8 protein-coding genes, 2 tRNA genes and 1 pseudogene are annotated in these 16,295 nt (G+C 71.7%); 5 read left to right on the top strand and 6 right to left on the bottom strand.

The window, feature by feature from the left end:
* Positions 1–42: 42 nt before the first annotated feature.
* On the bottom strand, positions 43–2,265 hold the full coding sequence (locus IPJ59_RS18960) for an alpha/beta hydrolase (RefSeq protein ID WP_293272790.1): 2,223 nt from the start codon (positions 2,263–2,265) through the stop codon (positions 43–45).
* Positions 2,266–2,433: 168 nt separating this feature from the next.
* Between IPJ59_RS18960 and IPJ59_RS18965 the strand changes: the two genes are divergently transcribed.
* Together IPJ59_RS18965 and IPJ59_RS18970 are read left to right on the top strand one after the other, a co-directional pair.
* Positions 2,434–3,234 carry a uracil-DNA glycosylase family protein gene (locus IPJ59_RS18965; protein WP_293272791.1) on the top strand — a complete coding sequence of 267 codons (801 nt, stop codon included), beginning with the start codon at positions 2,434–2,436 and terminating at the stop codon, positions 3,232–3,234.
* Between the two features lie 188 nt (positions 3,235–3,422).
* Positions 3,423–4,825: pseudogene (locus IPJ59_RS18970) on the top strand (dihydrolipoyl dehydrogenase).
* 161 nt (positions 4,826–4,986) lie between these two features.
* Here IPJ59_RS18970 and IPJ59_RS18980 read toward each other — a convergent pair.
* The 3 genes from IPJ59_RS18980 to IPJ59_RS18990 all read right to left on the bottom strand — a co-directional run bounded on the left by IPJ59_RS18980 (position 4,987) and on the right by IPJ59_RS18990 (position 7,647).
* On the bottom strand, positions 4,987–6,468 hold the full coding sequence (locus IPJ59_RS18980) for a single stranded DNA-binding domain-containing protein (RefSeq protein ID WP_293272794.1): 1,482 nt from the start codon (positions 6,466–6,468) through the stop codon (positions 4,987–4,989).
* A gap of 172 nt (positions 6,469–6,640) precedes the next feature.
* Positions 6,641–6,714 (bottom strand) — tRNA-Arg (locus tag IPJ59_RS18985).
* Positions 6,715–6,882: 168 nt separating this feature from the next.
* The gene (locus IPJ59_RS18990; RefSeq protein ID WP_293253125.1) at positions 6,883–7,647 is read right to left on the bottom strand and encodes a CPBP family intramembrane glutamic endopeptidase; all 765 of its coding nucleotides are present in this window, start codon (positions 7,645–7,647) and stop codon (positions 6,883–6,885) included.
* 291 nt (positions 7,648–7,938) lie between these two features.
* Between IPJ59_RS18990 and IPJ59_RS18995 the strand changes: the two genes are divergently transcribed.
* The 3 genes from IPJ59_RS18995 to IPJ59_RS19005 all read left to right on the top strand — a co-directional run bounded on the left by IPJ59_RS18995 (position 7,939) and on the right by IPJ59_RS19005 (position 11,509).
* Positions 7,939–8,027: transfer RNA gene (locus IPJ59_RS18995), tRNA-Ser, on the top strand.
* Positions 8,028–8,248: 221 nt separating this feature from the next.
* The gene (locus IPJ59_RS19000) at positions 8,249–10,627 is read left to right on the top strand and encodes a GMC family oxidoreductase N-terminal domain-containing protein (protein WP_293253127.1); all 2,379 of its coding nucleotides are present in this window, start codon (positions 8,249–8,251) and stop codon (positions 10,625–10,627) included.
* Positions 10,628–10,810: 183 nt separating this feature from the next.
* Complete coding sequence (locus IPJ59_RS19005) at positions 10,811–11,509, top strand: SDR family NAD(P)-dependent oxidoreductase (RefSeq protein WP_293253129.1); 699 nt, start codon at positions 10,811–10,813, stop codon at positions 11,507–11,509.
* Positions 11,510–11,551: 42 nt separating this feature from the next.
* On the opposite strand, the gene IPJ59_RS19010 is transcribed toward IPJ59_RS19005, so the two are convergent.
* Positions 11,552–14,875: a hypothetical protein gene (locus IPJ59_RS19010; protein WP_293272795.1), complete on the bottom strand. Its 3,324-nt coding sequence runs from the start codon at positions 14,873–14,875 to the stop codon at positions 11,552–11,554.
* A gap of 6 nt (positions 14,876–14,881) precedes the next feature.
* The gene (locus IPJ59_RS19015; RefSeq protein WP_293272796.1) at positions 14,882–16,285 is read right to left on the bottom strand and encodes an MBOAT family O-acyltransferase; all 1,404 of its coding nucleotides are present in this window, start codon (positions 16,283–16,285) and stop codon (positions 14,882–14,884) included.
* Positions 16,286–16,295: the final 10 nt, after the last annotated feature.

The raw sequence follows: 16,295 nt of genomic DNA on the forward strand, positions 1-16,295 counted from the left end.
ACGACCGGGACGGTGCTGTCGCGGGCAGCGGGATGCGGCGGGTCAGTTGTTGACGACCGGGACGGCGCCGTCGCGGGCCGAGTCGAAGAAGCCGACGATGCGGGCCTGCTCCGCCGCGGCGAAGGCGACGAAGTGGCCGTCGCGGCCGTCCGATTGCTCGCGCATCAGGACGACGGAGGTGATGCCACCAGCGTTGCCGCTGGCGGGCAGCGGGGTGGTCGGGAGGAAGCCGCTGACGGTGTAGCTGCAGGCGTCGTGGCGCTCGTCGTCGTACTGGTTGCAGGGGCCGGGGAACAGGTTGTGGTCGCCGAGCTGGAGGCCGGCGCCGACGACGAAGCTGCCGGCGGCGCGCAGCGGGGCGTAGTTGTCGACGTGGCCGATGTATGTGAGGAGGTGCTTGGCGCCGCCTTCGAGCGGCGGCTGGCGGCGGAGCAGGGGGCTGTACACGTCGCCGTCGGAGCGGTTGACGAAGGTGTTGAAGAGCAGGAGCAGCGGGTGGGTGCTGGTGAGGGGGCGGTCGGGACGCTCCTGGAAGGCGAGCTGGAGGAGGTCGCGCGGGGGGTAGGCGTTGCCGTCGGGGAGGGTGACCTTTGGTTCGCTCTTGGCGAGGATCGCCCGCAGGAGGTTGGCGCCGGCGCCGGAGAGCACGGCGGTGTGGACCTCGGGCTCGTAGGGGAGGAAGGCGAGGCCGGCCTGGGCGCCCTGGCTGTGGCCCATGAAGAAGACGTTGGCGGGGTCGAGGGTGGCGGGCGCGGGCTCGGGGGCGCTGGCCTTGGCGAGCTCGCGGGCGAGGCGGACGCCGGTGAACTGATCGATCGCGGCTTGCAGCGGGTTGTCGCGGGCGGCGTCGGGGTTGCGCAGGTTGAAGATGAGCTGGTCGAGCGGGAGGCCCTCGACGAGGCCGTCGCTGTCGCTGTCGCCGCGGCGCTGACCGTGGAGCAGGCCCTCGACGGAGAGGGTGGCGATGCCGACCTCGGCGAGGCGGCCGGCGAGGCCCTCGGCGATGGCGCTGCGGAAGCTGCCGCCGGTGCCGTGTGCGAACACGAGGGTGGGCCAGCCGGCGCTGGGGGCCTCGCCGGCGGGGACGGCGAGCGAGAAGCAGGCGTTTTGGACGTCGTGGAGGATGGGGACGCCGGTGGCATCGAGCTGGATCTTGCCGCCGAGGCTGGCGTAGGGGGCGCGGCCCTCCTGGAAGATCGGCAGGGTGACGCGGCCCTGGATCTCGGTGAACTTGCTGCTGCTGGCGCCGCAGCTGCGGGCGCTGCGTTCGTCGTCGCTGAGGCCGGGGTCGCTCGAGCAGGGCGAGGGCGCGGCGGCGTCGCAGGTGTGGAGCTCGCTGACCTGCAGCGGGCCCTCGTGGACGGCCTCGCGGGCGCGGGCGAGGAGGTCGCGGTGGCGGCCGGTGGTGAACACGGTGGCGGCGACGATCTGGTCGGCGCGGAGTTCGGTGACGCCGTCGCCGGCGGCGATGTAGTCGCGCAGGGGGGCGAAGCTCGGCCAGGCGGCGGCCTGCAGCGGGTCCTTCGGGGCTGTCCCGGAGAACATGGCCTTGAGGTCAGTGTCCTGTTCGAACTCGCCGCCGGCCTTGGGCTTGGTGCCGTCGAGGAGGACGACGGCATAGGTGGCGCCGGGGTCGAGGGGGAGGCCGTCGATCGGCTCGATCGCCAGCCAGTTGTCGCAGATGTAGTGGTTGCCGCTGCCGGGGCCGTTCTGGGCGATGAAGGTCTGGCCGGAGAGGGTCTGGCCGTAGTCGGGGTGGCCGGGGGTGATGTTGAGGTAGCGGATGCCCTTGACCGGGCCGATGCTGACGCTGCTGCGGAACAGGACGGCGCCCTCGACCGCGAAGCCGTCGGTGTCCTGCTCGATGTGCGCCATCCAGCGGTCGATCACGGTGGCGAGCTCCGGCGCCGGGGAGAACTCGGCGGGGGCCCGTGGGAAGCCCTCGAGGTCGATGCCGCCGCCCTTGCGCCTTGCGTCGGCGGGGAAGGGCAGGCGGAAGAAGTCGCGCCCTTGGTCCTTGCCGGCGCGCAGGTCGAAGTAGAAGCGCGGGGTCTCGTCGGCGTCGGGGGCACAGACGACGCCGGGCCAGAAATTGGGCGGGCCGCCGCTATCGGTGTCGCTATCGGTGCCGGTGCCGGTGTCGTCGGGGTCGAGGGTGGCGGAGGCGGAGCAGTTGCCGTGGCAGCTGCCGCCACCGATGTCGAGGTTGCAGGCGAGGAGGGGGAGGAGGGACGCGGCGAGGGGGGCGACCGGGGTCCAGCGCATGCGCGGAACATAGCAGCGGGACACGCGCAGGCCCAGCAATGCGCCCGGCGAAACTGCGCGCTTGGCCGGATGCGATGGGATCGTGGGGGACAGGTGGGGACAGGTGAGTGCGTGCGGGCAGGGGCTTGCGTGCGCGGTCGCGCTCGTCTAGTGGTGGCTGCGGAGCCCATGCCGACCATCGCCGAGGAGATGCTGAGCGCCGCCCGCCGACTCTGTGAGGACGTCTCGCGGCTGCGCTTCGGGCCGCCGGTGACGCACGTGTACAACCCGCTCGAGTACGCCTGGGGGCCGCAGCGGCAGTACATCGAGCGCTACGGGGCGACGCGCAAGCAGGTGGTGCTACTGGGGATGAACCCGGGGCCGTTCGGGATGGGGCAGACGGGGGTGCCGTTCGGCGAGGTGTCGCGGGTGCGGGAGTTCCTCGGGATCGACGCGGCGGTGGGGCGGCCGGCGCATGAGCACCCGGAGCGGCCGGTGCAGGGCTTCGCGTGCACGCGCAGCGAGGTCAGCGGGGCGCGGGTGTGGGGGCTGGTCGAGTCGCGCTGGGGCACGGCGGAGCAGTTCTTTCGCGAGCGCTACGTCGCCAACTACTGCCCGCTGCTGTTCATGGAGGCGAGCGGCAAGAACCGGACGCCGGACAAGCTGGCGAGCGCGGAGCGGGCGGGGCTGCAGGCGGCCTGCGATCGTCACTTGCGGCGGGTGGTCGAGCTGCTCGCGCCGGTGTGGGTGATCGGGATCGGCGGCTACGCGGAGCAGCAGGCTCGCACCGCGCTGGGGGACAGGGTGAAGATCGGGAGGATCTTGCACCCGAGCCCGGCGAGCCCGGTGGCGAACCGCGGCTGGGCCGAGGCGGCGACGGCGGAGCTGCGGGCGCTGGGGCTCGATGTACCTGACCTGAAGGACAGGTCGATGGGGGCGGCCCCGGTGAAGGTGGCCGCGCGGGCGCGGGTCAGTCCGGCGCGCGGCTGAGTCGCTCGGCGAGGGGTGTCCGGTCGGGGCGGTGCTCGTCGGGCGGGGGTGTCCGGTCGGGGCGGTGTTCGCGGCGCGCGGGCATCGGGCGGTGGGCGTGGGGGGCGATGGTCGCGGCGCGGGTATCCGGGCGGTGGACGCGGGGGCTATGCTCACGGCGCGTCGGCAGGGCGCGTGGAGGACGAGCCATGAAGTTGCACACGGTGGACGTGGCGGTGATCGGCGCCGGGACGGCGGGGCTCACGGCCCAGCGAGCGGCGCGCAAGGCGGGGGCGACGGCGTTGATGATCGACCGCGGGCCGCTCGGCACGACCTGCGCGCGGGTCGGCTGCATGCCGTCGAAGCTGTTGATCGCGGCCGGTGAGGCGGCCCACGCGGTGCATGCGGCGGGGATGTTCGGGGTCCACGCCGGGACCCCGCGGATCGACGGTCCGGCGGTGCTGGGTCGGGTCCGCAGCGAGCGCGACCGCTTCGTCTCGTTCGTGCTGGCCGACTGCGAGAGGCTGGCGGCGGCGGGTGAGCTGCTCGCGGGCGAGGCGCGGGTGATCGCGCCGGATCTGCTGCAGGTCGGGGAGTCGATGCAGGTGCGCTTCGCCGGGCTGGTGGTGGCGACCGGGACGGTGCCGGCGATCCCCGCGGTGTTCATGGCGCTGCCGCACGAGCTGTTGTTGACCAACGAGGCGGTGTTCGAGCTGGCCGACCTGCCGGCGAGCGTGCTGGTGGTCGGGGCCGGGCCGATCGGGCTCGAGCTCGGCCAGGCGCTGCAGCGCCTTGGGGTGCGGGTGACGATCATCGGCAACCGCGGGGTGCTCGGGCCGCTGCGCGACGAGGCGGTCAAGGGGGCCGCGTACGCGGCGCTGCGGCGGGAGCTCGAGCTGCACACGCAATATATCCTCGAGGACATCCGGGTCGGCGGCGACGGGGTGACGATGCGCTACCGCGGCGACGACGGGGCGCTGCGGACCGGGACCTGGGAGCGGGTGCTGGTGGCGGCGGGGCGCAGGTCGCAGCTGCACGGGTTGGGGCTCGAGCGCGCAGGGGTGGAGCTCGACGCGCAGGGGCAGCCGCGGGGCTTCGACCCGCACACGCTGCGGGTCGCGGAGACGCCGGTGTTCCTCGCGGGCGACGTGTCAGGGCTGCGGCCGCTGCTGCACGAGGCGAGCGACGAGGGGCACATCGCGGGGGCGAACGCGGCGAGCCTGCCGGGCGGGGTGGTGGCGAGGCCGCGGCGTTGCCCTTGAGCGTGGTGTTCACCGACCCGCAGCTGGTGGTGGTCGGGGACGGGAGCACGCATACGCGGGCCGAGACGCACGCGTTCGGCGAGGTCGACTGGGGGCGTCAGGGGCGGGCACGGGTGCTCGGGAAGAACGTCGGGCTGACGCGGGTGTGGGCGACGCGGGCGGACGGGGTGCTGCGCGCGGCGGAGATGGCGGGGCCGGGGGCGGAGCACATGGGGCACCTGCTGGCCTGGGCGGTACAGCAGGGGCTGAGCGTCGAGCGGGCGCTGGAGATGCCGTTTTATCACCCGGTGCTCGAGGAGGGGCTGCGGACGGCGCTGCAGGGGCTGCGGGCGGCGTTGCGCGGGGGGTGATTGAATTGTGATTCAATCATTATTCTCGCCAAAGACTGTGCGGATTCGGCGCGAATGCGGCCAGTTCTGGGCTGGATGGGCTCAGAATGGCAAATGATTGAATCGAAGATTCTTGGTTGAATCGCGTGCGCCGCCGCGGGTAGGCGGCGGCGCAGGGCGGATCACTTCACGAGGTCGGCGAGGGTGCGGGGGGCGACCTTGAAGTTGTCGAAGGTGTAGGCGAGGGGGCCGGTGATGCTCGTGTAGGTGTCGCCGATCTTGGGGGCGACCCAGTCGGCCTTGGCGAAGAACAGGTCGTCGACGCGGAGCTTGGTGTCGACGATGAACTCGTTGTTCATGTCGATGGCGGCGCTGACCTTGGCGTTCTTCACCTGGACCAGCACGCCCTCGTAGTTCTCGGCCTTGGCGCCGCCGGTGGCGACCTCGGCGGAGGTGACGACGGCGGGGGCGGGGACCGGGGCGGTGCCGGTCTTGATGATGTCCGCGGGCTTGGCGATCTTGATCTCGCTGTAGGTGAAGAACTCGTCGTAGGTGCCGGCGATGGTGAGCACGTCGCCGGGGGCCACGGCGACCTTGTTGCCGCCGATGTAGACGAAGATGCCGGAGTACTCGCCGCCCTTGGGGTCCTGGACGAAGAAGCCGTCCTGCTTGAAGGTGAGGCCGCTGGTGGCGATCACGCCCTCGACGGTGACGGGATCCATGAGCTGGAACTTGCCCATCTGGATGTCGTAGATGGTGTCGGACATGCCGCCGCCGGTGGTGTCGCCGGTGGTGCCGCCGGTGGTGTCGCCCGGGTCGCCGAGGTCGGCGAGGCTGCGCGGGGCGATCTGGAACTGGTCGAAGCTGTAGAGCAGCGGGCCGATGACGGTGGGGTACACGTCGCCCTGCTTGGGCTTGGGCGCCTGACCGAGGTCGAACAGGAAGTAGTCGGAGACGCGGGCGCCGCCCTCGACCTCGAACTGGCCGATGTCGATCGCGGGGTCGGTGACGACGGCGTCGTCGATCTCGACCAGCACACCCTCGTAGTTCTCGGCCTTGGGTCCGCCGGTGGCGATGTCGGCGGACTGCACGAGCGCGGGCGCCGGGACCTGGCCCTGGCCGACCACGGTGATGTCGCCGACGGCCTTGACGACCAGCTGGCTGTTGTCGAAGAATTCGCTGTAGCTGGCGGTGATGTCGACGATGCTGCCGGGCGGGGCGTCGAGGGCGGCCGTCACCTCGTCGTACATGTACACGGCGATGCCGGAGTACTCGCCGCCCTCGGGCTCCTCGACGAACATGGTGCCCTTGAGGTCCTTGAGCTTGACCGGCGAGGTGACGATGACGCCCTTGATCGTGACGACATCATCGACCGCGAACTTGCCCATCTGCACGTCGTAGATCGTGACGTCGGCGCCGCCGCTGTCGGTGGTGCTCTGGCCGGTCGGGCTGGTGGTGGCGTCGCTGGTCGAGCCCGACGGGTTGGTCGGGGTGTCGGTGGTCGGGGTGTCGGTGGTCGGGGTGTCGCTCGTCGCGTCGGTGGCGGTGGCGCTGGCGGTGCCGGTCGTGCCGGTCGTGCCGGCGCTGGTCGCCTCGGTGTCGCTGGTGGCGGGCGTCTCGGTGCACGCGGCGAGGGCCAGCGCGAGGATGGGGAGGGCGGTCAATCCACGGTGCTGCATAAGGGTGCGCGAGCATTAGCACCGCGCTGGCGCGGATAAAACCGCCGGGCGCGAAATTTTCCGGGTTGTCACCTGGGCGCCGCGGCGGGGCTCGCGGCGGACGACCCACGCACAAACAAAGAGGGCCTCGCAGCGGCTGCTGCGAGGCCCTCTGGAGCGCACCCGGAAGGATTCGAACCTACGACCCTCGGTTCCGTAGACCGATGCTCTATCCAACTGAGCTACGGGTGCAGCTGGATGTCCCCTTGGCAGGGGCCGCGGAACCTATCAAGGGCGCCCCTGCGAAGCAAGCTCGTCGCGGGGAGGAGCTGGGTGGCGAGCGGAGCGGGAACTCACGCGTTCTGCTTCGGGGAATGGTTTCGGGGAATGGCTGCGGGCGTGGCTGTCTCCAAGGACAGGTCAGGTGGGTGGGGCGAGGAGGAGGATGGCGAGGGTGACGGCGTTGTTGCCGAGGTGGACGGCGACGGCGGCGGAGAGGCGGCCGGTGCGGGCGTGGACGTGGGCGAACACGAGGCCGAGCCAGGCGTAGACGACGAAGCCCTGGAGGTTGCCGTGGAAGGCGGCGAACAGGAAGGCGGAGGCGAGGTAGGCCGCGAGCGGGCCGCCGCGTCGCCAGGTGCGGCGCAGGAGCTGGCCGCGGAAGAACAGCTCCTCGCCGATCGGCGCGAGGACGAGGGCGGAGAAGCAGAGGATCGCCAGCTCGGGGCGGCGCAGGTCGCCGCTGGCCGTGAGCTCGAGGACCAGGCCCTGCTCGACGACCGGGGCGCCGAGCAGGTGCATCAGCACGGCGAGCAGGTAGCTGCCGGCGACGGCGACGAGCAGGTGAAGGGCGACCTGGGCGGCGCTGTCGCGGGCGTCGCTGCGCGGCCAGGGCTGCTCGGGCAGGCCGGGGGAGCCGGGTATGCGGTGGTCGATCTGGTTGGCGACGCGGTGGTCGAGCCAGCGACCGACGCCGCGGTAGAGGAAGGCCGCGACGAGGGTGGCCAGTGGGGTGAGCACGACCGCGTGGGCCTGGTGGATCTTCTCGGGGCTGAGGTCGGGGCGGCCGAACACCGCGTCGAGCAGGCCGAAGATCGCCGCCTGCAGCCCGGGCACGCCGAGCACCAGGCTGAGGCCGCAGAAGAAGGTGAGCGCGGCCAGCAGCAGCTCGCTCGCGCCAGCCAAAGCCGGAGTCAGGCCCGGAGTCAGGCCCGCGGAGGGTGGCTCCTGCACCGGCGAGACTGTGCACCACGGGTCTGCGCCCGCACAAGCCTGGGCACCCGAGGGACCCGAAGGAGCCGCGCCAAGGAGCCCTGCCGGGCTGACGCCGAGTGCCCGGGTGCCCGGGCGAGAGTCCTGGGTCGGCGCCAGTCCGCGCGGTGAGCCGCGCTTGCAACGGCGGGCAAACACGGATAGGTTGCACCCCCGCGAAACAGCCAGGGGTTCGTGCATCCGGCACGCGCCCCGAAAACCCCAGGAACGGTGGCCGAGTGGCTGAAGGCACAGGTTTGCTAAACCTGCGTAGGGGGTAACCTCTACCGAGGGTTCGAATCCCTCCCGTTCCGCTGAGCCGCCCTCGTTCGTCGACGGGCGGCTCTTTTGTTTGCGGCACAGGCTGCGGCTCAGGCGCGGGCCGAGAAAAATTCGATCCGGTGGGGCGTCCGGCGTCGCTATCCTGGAGCCGGCCCCGCCTGTCCGATCGGTCAGGTGCGTGCGCGGGCGCCCGTCGACGGGCTCCGCGTCGCGGTCGTACGATGGCCGGACGGTCCCCTCCCCGAGGTCGCGCATGCCGAGGTTGTCCCGCCCGATCGAGTCCCTCCGCCCGCACTACCCAGCCATCGTGATCGGCTCGGGTTATGGAGGCGGCGTCGCGGCCGCCCGGCTCGCGCGGGCTGGTGTGCAGGTGGCGGTGCTCGAGCGCGGCCGCGAATTTTTGCCAGGCGACTTTCCAGCGATCGAGTCGGCGTTCACGGGCGAGGTGCAGGTCGACGTGCCGACACCCGCGGGCGGGGCCCAGCTCGGCTCGCCGACGGCGCTGTTCGACTTCCGCGTCAACGGCGACATCTCGGTGCTGGTCGGCTGCGGACTCGGCGGGACCTCGCTGATCAACGCGAACGTGTGCTTGCGTCCGGAGGCGCGGGTGTTCGCTGACCCGCGCTGGCCGGCGGCGCTGCGGGCCGACCTGGCGACGCGGGTGGAGGCCGGGTTCGTCCGGGCCGAGGCGATGTTGCGGCCGACGCGGTACCCTGACGGCCTGCCGCAGCCGGCCAAGCTGCGCACCTTGATCCGCGCCGGCAAGGCGCTGGGGCTGGCGAGCGGGCCGCTGCCGATCGCGGTGAACTTCACCGAGGACCGCGAGACCGCGGGGTTGCGCCAGCAGGCGTGCAAGCTGTGCGGCGACTGCGTGACGGGCTGCAACCACGAGGCGAAGAACACGGTGGCGGCGACCTACCTGCCCGACGCGCACGCGCACGGGGCGGAGATCTTCACGCAGGTGGCGGTGCGTCGGCTCGAGCGTCGGGGCTCGCAGTGGCTGGTGTTCTATGACTGTCCCGGGGTGGGCCGCGAGAAGTTCGGCGCGGCCGACATGTTCGTGTCCGCCGATCTGGTGATCGTGGCGGCCGGGACTCTGGGCAGCACGGAGCTGCTGCTGCGCTCGAAGGAGGCCGGGCTGCGGCTGTCGGAGCGGGTCGGGGCGCGCTTCAGCGGCAACGGCGACGTGATCGGCTTCGGCTTCAACCAGCACGACCAGGTGGACGCGATCGGCTGGGGCGACCGGCCGTACACGCCGGACACGCCGGTCGGGCCGACCTTGACGGGGATGATCGACGTCCGCGGGCAGACCGATCTGGATGACGGCTTTGTGGTCCAGGACGGGGCGATCCCCGGGGCGATCGGGCGGCTGTGTGTCGGCGGGCTGACGGCGGCGGCGGCGGCGTTCGGCTCGGGTGGCCCGAGCACGATCATGGGCAAGCTGGCGGCGGCCGGGCGCGGGCTGGTCAGCGTGATCGCGGACGACGCTTACGTCGGGGCGCTGCGCAACACGGCGGCGTTCATCGTCACCGGGCACGACGACAGCGGCGGCTCGCTGTACCTCGACGAGGGCCGCCTGCGGGTGTCGTGGCCGGAGGTCGGGAGCTCGCGCGGGGTGGCGCAGATCAACGAGGCGCTGGCGCGGGTGGTCCGCTCGGAGGGGGGGACTTATGTGCCGAGCCCGCTGTGGACGGCGCTGATGAAGCACGCGTTGATCACGGTGCACCCGCTCGGTGGCTGCGCGATGGCGGAGGACGCGGAGCACGGGGTGGTCAATCACCGCGGGCAGGTGTTCTCGGGTCGCCGGGGGGCCGAGGTGTACGATAACTTGTTGGTGTGTGATGGTTCGATCGTGCCGCGGTCGCTCGGGGCCAATCCGCTGATGACGATCTGCGCGCTGGCCGAGCGCAACCTCGAGCTGCTGGCCGAGGCGCGCGGGCTGACGGTCTCGACAGCTCCGGCCCAGGCGGCGCCGCTGGCGACCCACGACGACCCGACCGGGGTGAGCTTCTCGGAGGCGATGCGCGGGCACTTCGCCGTCGGGGAGACGGAGGACTGCGCGCGCGGCGAGGCCCGCGGTAAGGCGGAGGATTCGCCTTTCGAGGTCGTGTTGACCGTGTTCTGCCGCGACCTGGCGCGGATCGTCCGCGACTCGCAGCATTGCGCGGGGATGGTCGGCACCGTCGACGCGCCGGCGCTGTCGTCGGCGCCGCTGACGATCTCCGAGGGGCGCTTCAATTTGTTCGTGGAGAACCCGGGCGCCGACGCGACCCGTAACCTGCGCTATCGCATGCGCATGCACAGCCGCGAGGGCAAGACCTACTACTTCGACGGGGTCAAGGTGGTCCACGACGACGCCGGTATCGACGTCTGGGCCGACATGACGACGCTGTTTAGCACGATCCACGACGGCGAGGGGCCGGACGCGCCGGTGCTCGGCAAGGGCATCATTCACGTGCAGCTCGGCGACTTCATGAAGCAGCTGGGGACGACGCAGGCGACCGGGGCGCAGCTCACGGCGGCGGAGCAGGCGGCGGCGGTGGCACAGTTTGGCAAGTTCTTTGGATATGCGCTGATCGATGTGTATGGAAAGTGGTTCGCGGGCGGGTCGCACGGGCCGACGCAGGGTTGACGGATGACCGCCGCGGACCGGACCGAGGTTGAGCGGGAGATCCAGCGTCTGTGTGAATCGGGGGCGGTCGATACGGGTACGTACCACGTCCGGTGTGTGCATTGAGCGTGAGCTCCGAGGCCCCGGCCGGCGCGTTCCTGGCCGGGTGGCGGGGTGGGGGCCCGACGTGATACCGTCCGGCCAATGCAGCGAACCAGTCAGCGAACCATCATTGTATGTGGGTATGGACCGGGCATCTCGGACGCGGTCGCGCGGAAGTTCGGCGGCGAGGGCTTCGCGGTCGCGCTGGTCGCCCGCAACGCCGAGCGCCTCTCGGCCGCGGCTGCCGCCCTGACCGACGCGGGGATCACCGCGCGCGCCTTCCCCTGCGACCTCGGCGATCCGGAGGCCGTCCGCGCGCTGGTCCGCGACGCCCGCGCGGCGCTCGGTCCCGTGGCGATCGTCCACTGGAACGCGTACGCCTACGGCGCCGGGGACTTGACCACCGGGAGCATCGACGAGCTGCGCGGCGCGCTGAACGTGTCGCTGCACGGGATGGTGGCCGCGACCCAGGAGGCCCTGCCGGACCTCCGCAGCGAGAAGGGCGCGCTGCTCGTGACCGGCGGCGGCCTGGCCTTCTACGACCCGAAGATCGACGCGATGGCCGTGAGCTGGGGCGCGATGGGCCTCGCCGTGGCGAAGGCCGCCCAGCACAAGGCCGTGGGCTTGCTGCATCAGCGGCTCGCCGGCGAGGGCGTCTACGTCGGCGAGGTCGTGGTGCTCGGGAGCGTGAAGGGCACGGCCTTCGACTCCGGCCATGCGACCCTCGAGGCCTCGTCGGTGGCCAACCGATTCTGGGAGCTGTTCCAGAGCCGCAGCGAGGCCTCGGTCAACATCTCCTAGCGCCGCTCGCCGGGCTCGCGCCGGTCACTCGCTGGCGGCCGGTCACTCGCTGGCGGCCTGCAGATGGGCCGTCAGGGCCTCGCGGTCGAGCTCGCGCTGCAGGACCACGCTGGCCCCGGTCGACACGCCCGCGCCGTACTCGTCGTAGCGGGTGAACCAGGCCAGGCGCACGCTGGCCCGCGTGACGTCGGCGAACGAACGATCGCGGACGAGGGTCGTGTACACGCTGGCGACGGCGAGGCGCTCGAGCTCCGCGGCGGACAGCTCGCGCCGCTCGCCGAGCGCCACCTGGAGATCGACGAAGAGCAGGGCGCCCTCGGGCCCGCGTTCGCGCTGGATCGCCTCGCCGGGCACGTTCGGGAGGATCGTCTGCCAGTCGGCCGCGACCTCTGTGAACGCCCCGACGAGGGTCGCGCCGGGGTCGGCGGCGACCCACGGGGTCTCGGCCGCGCGCAGCAGCGCCGGCGTGCGCTCGGGGCCGAGGTGGGCCGCGACGATCGGGTAGCTGCGCTCGGCGAGCAGCGCCGCGGTCGCGTCGATCGCGTGCGGGGTCGAGTGGGCGCCCTTGAGCGGCGGGCTGCCCCACACGCCCTCGCCGAGGCTGCGCGGCAGCAGGGCGTCGGTCAGCTCGATCACCACCATGCCCATTTGCCGCGCGATCGTCTTGGCCCGCTCGACCACCTCCGGACTGGCACGCAGCCCGTCGTGTTCGATGGAGATGAGCCCCGAGTTATCGAACAGCACGACCAGCGCGTCCGACCTGGCGGCGTAGTCGGCGAAGCGCTGCAGGTCCGAGCGCAGGCGATCGTCGGTGAAGTCCCCGCGGAACAGCTTGTTGTTGAAGTTGTGGATCTCGATGAAGATCACGTCGGGGCGCCCCGTGGCGGTGTAGCGATCGGTGCCCTCGAGGAAGTGTTCGAGCAACGGGCTCGAGTAGGCCCTGTGTGCGAGATCGAAGCGGACGCCGTCGCGGGTCCCCAGAGCGTCCTGCAGGTGTTGCTCGAGCCGGCGGGCCAGGGAGTACGGTCCGATGGCCTGCGACATCGTCGACATCGACGAACTCAGCAGCAACCCGGTGAACGGCCCGCGCCGCGGCAGGCGCTCGACGCGACGCAGCAGGTAGTGGTCGGGGTGGAAGCGCTCGAGCGCCCGGATGCCCGCCTCGTTGCCCATCAGCTCGCGGACCCCGCCAGCGTTGATTATGTTCGCGGTGTGGCTGGTCTTGGCGGTGGCCATGATGCCGTCGGACAGCCACAGCAGGCGCGACCGGTGGCGCTCGAGGTAGACCAGGGACGCCGAGTCCGGCTCGAAGGCGAGGCTGCCGGTGTGCAGGGTCGACGCGTAGGCCTCGGCGTTGGTGTTCCAGTACAGGTAACTGGAGGCCACCTGCGTGTGGATCCACGGGTACATGCGCCGCTCCGCCAGGTCGAGCAGGCGCAGCTGGACACGCTCGTGATAGTCCGCGATCGGCACCCGCGCCCGCACGTCGTCGGCGACCAGCAGGGCGTCGTAACGCGGCACGTAGGTCAGCGCCACCGGCCGGTCGAGCTGGACCTCGTCGAACCTCAGCGGCCACAGCGAGCCGCGGCGCTGCGGCACGTAGGCCGCCGCGGTGTCGGGGAACACGCGAGCGACGCCGTCGGGGCGCGGCCCGAGCTTCGCCAGGTGGCCGACGCGGGCCTGCCAGATCTGCCCCTCGCGCTCGGCCAGCCACAGGCGTCCGTCCGGGGCCGAGGCGAATGCGGCGATCCGGAGCTTGCCCTCGGCGACGGCGAGCAGGCGGCTGGCGCCCGTCCGTGGGTTGTAGCGGAACAGCCGGCGCCCGTCGTCGAGGATCAGGAGGTCGCCCTTGTGGCCCTGGATCTGGTCGATGCGCGTGAACTCCAGCTGTGGTGGCCGCAGCGTCGACACGATCCCCGAGCGCACGCGTCGCAAGGTTGAGCCGCCCTGGTCGGCGAAGTACACGTCGTCGCCGGCGATCCACGGCGCGCTGGGTCGATCGAGCATGGCTTGCGAGACATGTCCGTCGCGCCAGCCCTGCCGCTCCGGCGCGCCGACCAGCGTGCGCACGGTGTAGTGGTCGCCGACCAGCTCGCGCAGGGCGTGGTTGTCGCTGTCGGCGATGACGATCCGCCGCCCGCCTGGCGCGACCGCGACGCCGCGCGGCCCGTTGAACAGGGCTTGCCAGCCCGGGCCATCGACGTAGCCGTGGGTCGCCCGTCCGACCAGCGTGCGGTCGAAGCCCTCCGGGTGCACCAGCTCCTCGGTCCGCGGTCGCTGGCGCAGGCTGAGGCCCAGCGCATGCAGCAGGTTGAGCGCGAGCCGGCGGTTGCCCTCGGGGTTCAGGTGGCAGTGGTCGAGGAACAGCTGGGCGTGGAAGCCGGGGTCGTCGAGCGGGACGAGGGTGACGCGCTTGTCGGCCCCGTCGCCGTCGATGACCGCCGAGAGGGCCGCCGTGTAGGCGCCGTTCTCGGCTGGAGATTGCGCCTGGGCCATGAAGTCGTCGGCGATCGGCGTGGTGAAGAACAGCGCGCGGCGGCCGACGCCGCGCAGGCGCTGGACCACGAGGCGCAGCGCCGTCATCTGGGTCGCCTCGGCGTCGATGGCTGGATCGCGGTAGTGGGCGAGCAGGCGGGCGCGCGCGGCCAGAGCGTCGCCCGTGTCCGCGGCCGGGCGCAGGAGTCGGGCGGGATCGGGCTGCAGCGGCGGGATGCGGCGCCGGTGGCGATACACCGGGACGATCGCCGCGACTGCGTCCCTCAGGTCGCTCAGGACGTCGAGCGCGAGGCTGTCCCAGCGGACATGTCCCTCGGGCGTGATCGTCTCGGCGCCGAGCTCACACAGCCACGGCCGCGTGCACGTGGTCAAGTCGGCGTACTGGCGCGAGAAGAAGCGCGGGTTCAGCTCGACGACGAGTCCGACGCGCCCCGCGGGATCGATGCGATCGAGCTCGCGGGTCAGGTGCAGGAGGTCGGTCGGCAGGAGTCCGTCGAGCGCGACCTGAAACAGGCGCGCGCGGGTCGACGGACCCTGCTCGCGGCGCATGGCATCGACCACCCGCTCGTGTTCCCAGCCGTCGATGCGCCCGGCCATGACGTCGCCGGCCAGCACCGAATCACCGATCAGCAGCCACGCGTCCTCGGCCCCGGCGGCCCCGGCGGCCGCGGTGAGCTCCGCTCGCGCCGCGCTCGCGCCGTCGAAGGCCAGCGGCGGGGCGTCCGGTCGCGGCAGCGTCAGCGCCAGCGTCAGGTCGAGGACCCACAGCACCAGCAGGGTGCCGACGATCAGCGACCATGGTCGGCGTGGCGACGGCTCGTCGTCGACCACCGTCCCTCCCCTCCACACCGTGATCGTTGGTTCGGCCATGGGTCCTCAGAACTGGAAGTAGATAAAGGCCGGGCCGCCGCTCCGCGACAGCAGGGCGACCAGCGCCAGCAATAGCCCGTAGAACACCGCGGCCACCGCCGGCTCACGCGCGACCCGGGCCAGAAGTCCGTGGCGGCGCTCGGCCCAGCTCGCCGCGAGCACCAGCGCGACCATGGCGAAGAAGCGCAGCTGCGCCGGCTCGGGCGCCGTGGCGAAGGCCCCCGTCATTCCGCTCAGCACCGTGGCGATGTCCGCCGTGGCCTCGACGCGGAACAGCACCCAGCCGAGCACGACCAGGTGGAAGGTGAGCAGCATCGCCGCTGGCGCGGCCAGCCGGCCGAGGCCGCGGCTCAGGGCCCGGGCCGCCGCTGTGTCGCGCAGCAGCGCGTGCAGCAGGAGCAGGAGCCCGTGGTACAGCCCCCACAGCACGAAGTTCCAGGCGGCGCCGTGCCACAGGCCGGACAGGAACATGGTGATGACGAGGTTACGCAGGGTGAACAGGCGACCGCCGCGGCTGCCGCCGAGCGGGAGATAGACGTAGTCGCGAAACCACGTCGACAGCGAGATGTGCCAGCGGCGCCAGAATTCGGTGATGTTGCGGGCGAGGTAGGGCTGGTCGAAGTTTCGCATGAGGTCGACGCCGAACAGGCGCGCCGAACCGCGGGCGATCTCCGAGTAGGCTGAGAAGTCGAAGTAGATCTGCAGCGTGAACGCGTAGGTGGCGACCCACAGGCTCCAGCCCTCGTAGCCCGCGGGCGCGGCGAACACGGGGTCGGCGAAGCGGGCGCAGGTGTCGGCGAGGCACACCTTCTTGAACAGGCCCCAGACGATCATGCGCCCGCCGATCGCGAGGTTGACCGGTGAACATCGCTGCCGCACCGCATGATCGAACTGCGTGAGCAGGTGCCCGGCGCGCTCGATCGGCCCCGCGACCAGCTGCGGGAAGAAGCTGACGTAGAGCAGGAAGCGCGTGAACGACGACGACGGCGCCAGCGCGCCGCGGTACACGTCGATCGTGTAGCTCATGGTCTGAAACGTATAGAAGCTGATCCCCGGCGGCAGGGTGATCGCCAGGGCCTCGGCTGGCGGCCAGCCCATCGCGGCGGCCAGGCTGTCGCGGAAGAAGCCGGCGTACTTGAAGACGCCGAGCAGGCCCAGGTTGACCGTCAGGCTGGCGATCAGCCACAGCTTGCGCCGCAGCCCCGCGCGGGCGCGGTGGATCGCCCTCGCGGCGATGAAGTCGACCACCGCGGAGACGACGATGAGGCCCGTGAACGGCACGCTCCACGCGCCGTAGAAGAACAGGCTCGCAGCGACGAGCAGCAGCATCCTCGCGCCGCGCGGCAGGGCGAAGAACAGCCCCAGCGTCGCCAGCAGAAAGACGAGGTACGTGAGGGAGTTGAACTCCACGAGGCGGCCT

This window comes from Nannocystis sp. (genome assembly GCF_016714285.1).
In the GTDB taxonomy this organism is placed as follows: Bacteria; Myxococcota_A; Polyangia; order Nannocystales; family Nannocystaceae; genus Nannocystis.